The organism is Staphylococcus sp. GDY8P196P (genome assembly GCF_017891705.1).
Lineage (GTDB): Bacteria > Bacillota > Bacilli > Staphylococcales > Staphylococcaceae > Staphylococcus > Staphylococcus ureilyticus.
The window spans coordinates 1-4136 of the sequence record NZ_JAESJS010000032.1; the positions used below are offsets into that span (position 1 = coordinate 1).

General features: G+C 27.6%; 4 protein-coding genes. 1 reads left to right on the plus strand and 3 read right to left on the minus strand.

What is annotated here, in order from left to right; all coding sequences use genetic code 11:
* Positions 1 to 230: 230 nt before the first annotated feature.
* From KA814_RS13370 to KA814_RS13380, 3 genes are all read right to left on the minus strand, one after another.
* Complete coding sequence (locus KA814_RS13370) at positions 231 to 323, minus strand: type I toxin-antitoxin system Fst family toxin (protein ID WP_142389165.1); 93 nt, start codon at positions 321 to 323, stop codon at positions 231 to 233.
* Positions 324 to 991: 668 nt separating this feature from the next.
* The gene (locus KA814_RS13375; RefSeq protein WP_326030189.1) at positions 992 to 1690 is read right to left on the minus strand and encodes a hypothetical protein; all 699 of its coding nucleotides are present in this window, start codon (positions 1688 to 1690) and stop codon (positions 992 to 994) included.
* A gap of 139 nt (positions 1691 to 1829) precedes the next feature.
* Positions 1830 to 2084: a ribbon-helix-helix protein, CopG family gene (locus KA814_RS13380; RefSeq protein ID WP_141714455.1), complete on the minus strand. Its 255-nt coding sequence runs from the start codon at positions 2082 to 2084 to the stop codon at positions 1830 to 1832.
* A gap of 511 nt (positions 2085 to 2595) precedes the next feature.
* Between KA814_RS13380 and KA814_RS13385 the strand changes: the two genes are divergently transcribed.
* Entirely contained in the window at positions 2596 to 3897 is a 1302-nt protein-coding gene (locus tag KA814_RS13385) for a helix-turn-helix domain-containing protein (RefSeq protein ID WP_210122799.1), read from the plus strand.
* The last annotated feature ends 239 nt before the right edge of the window (positions 3898 to 4136 follow it).

Below are 4136 nucleotides of genomic sequence, written 5' to 3' on the forward strand. Positions count from 1 at the left end.
TTAAATTGTTTATATCTGAAATAGTTCATACAGAAGACTCCTTTTTGTTAAAATTATTCTATTAATTCAACTTTGCAACAGAACCTTTAATAGTATATCAATTTAATGATTTTGCATTCCCATCCACTATGATGTTATAATACAAATAACGAATAGAAAGTCCATAGATATACACCGAGCCCCAACCTATTGCCGTAGGTTGGGGCTCTTTATGTGATATGGATAGTCGCCTATTTATTGCGTTGGTTTAACCAATGGGTAAACCAAGCTACAATACATCCAGTTACCACAGGTGCAATAACCGTTACGAATAAAAAGTCCACAGATGCTCACCTCCTTCCATAGTAATTTCGCCTATGGAAGTTAAGGCGACTCCATTATTATACCATCTGTATCTTTTGAAGGATATGCACTTCCGATAAGTTGAATTATGAAAAACATTTATAACATAATAGGAAAGTTGATTTCTTAGAATGTATCGTAAAAAGGTATTAAGTTACTGCTATCTACCATTTTATTAACCTGTATTTCTTATATATGCTTTGTACACAAATGTAAATTACACATGTGTTAATTATATTTGTGTAATTTACACATCCAAATTTTAATTATTTGCATACAATATGCATGTAGTAGTTATACAAATATAATGTATGCATTTTATATATTTATAGGAATTTAAAAAAACGGCTTGTATTTTAAACTTATAAGTTTAAATAGCTTCTAGTTACTTACCAAAATATATGTTAGATTGCTATTTTTTACTATTATAATAGTATTTTAGAGTCCTCATATGTATTTTATACACAAATGTAAGTTACATATGTGTTAATTACATTTGTGTAACTTACACGCCCCACTTTTTAATAAGTTAACATTAGCTTCTTTTAAATAGGATCTCATAAACAATGAAGCCAACATAATATAATTCTATAATAAGTATTAATGACAAAGTAAATAAACCAATACACATAAATGTATCTGTCCAATACTATAATTTCTTGAACATATCAATTACGTTTGGTACATTCCAAGCTAAATACACTGTTGGAATACTACATATAAAAATAAAAATGAAAACTCTCATTTTTTTACTTCCATCTTTCAATTTTAAAAAGAGACTTTGTATATCTTCCATCGTTATCCATGATTTTTTGTCTTCTGTTTTGAACGTTAAATTATCTACATCTGTAACATTCTTTTCAGTTTGAAGACCCTTGCCGTCTTTTAAAATTAACTTATCTTTTCCATTGATATAGACTCGGTCAATGATTTCTCTTTCTACAATATCGTTATTATTCTTTTCTATAAAATATCGTTTATTTCTACGTTCGCCAAGAAAAGGTATTGTAACTACCGGAAATAACATAGCGTACATAATGATTAAAATGATAAATGAACCAATATTATCCCATTTAGATATATATTGCATAACTTCAGCTTTAGGATAGCCACTCAATGAGAATGATATCATCGAAACCAAATATATCAATGCTGCAATAGTCATCAAGATAAAGAGCCACGTATTTTTTAATATCAGCTTTATTTTTTCAACATTTCGAGTCTGATATAAGTCATTTTTATTCAATAGTTTTATAATACTAATAACAACAGGTATTAAAATAAAGAACCATACATCTTTAAGTTTATCGGATAAATTCATCCAAAATTCTATATCGTTTATACTCACTTTTCACACCTCATTATGATATAAATAGATTTTTAATTCTTATCTTTTATACCTTTATTTATACCCTTAATCAAGGTTCCTTTTGGGGTTAAAATGTATGTATTTCTAGTATTTATTCCATGTATAAACGTTTTAGCTTTTAATAATCTACTGACTCAAGTAATGCTAAAATTTTATCTTGTTTACTCGCAACTTCTTTTAAAACTTTTGTATTTTGTGCTTGCTGATGTGATTGTTCTGCATATAATTTTTGATAACTTTCCAGTGGATCTAGCTGTTCTAATGTTTCTAATATTAATTCATTTCTCGATATGTTTTTCTCTTTAGCTAATCTACTTAATCGATCTAGCAATTCACTATCTACGTTTCTAATTTTCAGTTCTTTGTTAGCCAAAATACCCCAACCTTTCTCCATTAATTAGCATGACCTATGATTTAAAAATTAAAATCTTATGCTTACATTTTCACGCTATATTATATCAATATTGCTAAGTCTTTTTTACGATAAAACAAAATTCACTCTTAAAAAATAGGTGGCACACTTTTGTGACAAAGTACATATAATGTGTCACAAAAGTGTGACAACCACTATATATTGTGTCACAAAGGTGTGACACTAGCAAAATTTTGACCCCCATACTAAAAGGTACTCAATCCCTTGAAATATCTGGCTTTGCCAGATTCCCCATTTTAAAATGGGGACAAATTTCCCTTATGCTCTTACCAAATATTTACCGATTTTCACGTTTTTTCTAAAACGCTCATAAAATCCATATAGTTTTTTTACTTACATGGTATGAAAAACATACCGAATCAAACATTTAAAACACTAATTTTTATATTATATTTAAGATGTATCTATAACAAAAGGAGTGTTCAAAATAAAACTAAGTTATAAACTAAAAATGGAACGTCTTAACGAAGAACTATCTCGAAAGAAATTGGCAAAATCACTTAATAAATATTTTAAAACGAAATATTATACAGAAAGAAAAATAGGTATCATTGAAAGTGATGAGACTTATTTAAAATTTGATGTTGTTGATGAAATGTGTTGCTTTTTTAATTTAACAATTCAAGATTTACTATATAAAAAATGGCCAGAATATAATCAGGATTTCACTGACTACTTCCAAAATGAAACTACGAAATATTGTCATTTGCCTGATGAAAATAGAACACGAGTTCATCAATTTTCTCAGCTTATATCTCATTTTAATTTAGTTAATAAACAGGATTGGATTTCATTCCCCAAGTATGATTTTATCCAAAGAGTTTATTACGATTACTTTGAAAAAAATGTTATTGATTACTCAACATGTGAAATAGCTTTAAATACTTTTAAGTTCCATTATCCAAATTATTTATACAAAAATAATAGTGGTTTAGTCATTAAACATGATTCAGCAGGTATATTATCAGTTACCGATCATCGTGATCCTATATCGAATGATGCATTGAAAAATGGCGTTGAAAAAATAGAGCATGCCATTGGCTTATTATTAGAAGTCAATACCCATAAATATGATCAAGGACTATACACATCTCATAATATTGAAAAGTTAATTGAATACTTTAGGTGTCATAATATTAGCTTAAATAACTTAAGTTCTAATACATTAATCCCTTTATCAACATTGAAAAATTTATATAAAAATCCTAAAAAGTTATACTTTAAAGATATTCAGACACTATGTAACTATTTAGATTTTCCAATCAATGAGATTTCAAATTATACTAGCGACATTCAAGATAATATTGACGCTAAAAATATAGGTGAACATCTAGCAAAGTTAACTAACACTGGTGAAATTGAATCATTTAATCAACAATATTATCTAACGTCACAAGAAACTCAATTACTCATTCCTAGCTATTGTTATGAATCATTTATACGACAAATGAAAAAAGACTTAAATAGAGGCAGTGATGAGACAATGCTTTTCATGGAATTTAAGCATTTTATTTTTCAATGGCACTTTTTTAATAAACTTAAAATTTTACTGTCTCAAAAGTTGAACGGAAAAATTGGTAGAGATCTCTTTTATATGTTTACTAAAACGGAAATAGAATCTGCATTAGGTAATAAGCTTTATCCAAGTAATCCAGTTAATCTATTAGGTATTTTAGCACTAAACAGAATTTCAAAGTTTGATAATACAAGTAATAAAGAGCTTCAAGAAATCATAGAAGAACAATTCAAATAACTATCAACACACTTATCACTATAATGATGTGTATACGTATCAACATAAACATAACTACATTCATACACATACCTATATACACCAAATTTTATAGTACTTTATTTATGTATAAAATTTGGTGTTGTTCTATAGTATCAAGACAAGAAGAAACACGTTATCAACTCGGTTTAAAACCACCAACCAAAACCTTAAAACTCATCGTAATTTCACTTAAGTTTTTCTTAATTATTCCTTCTTTT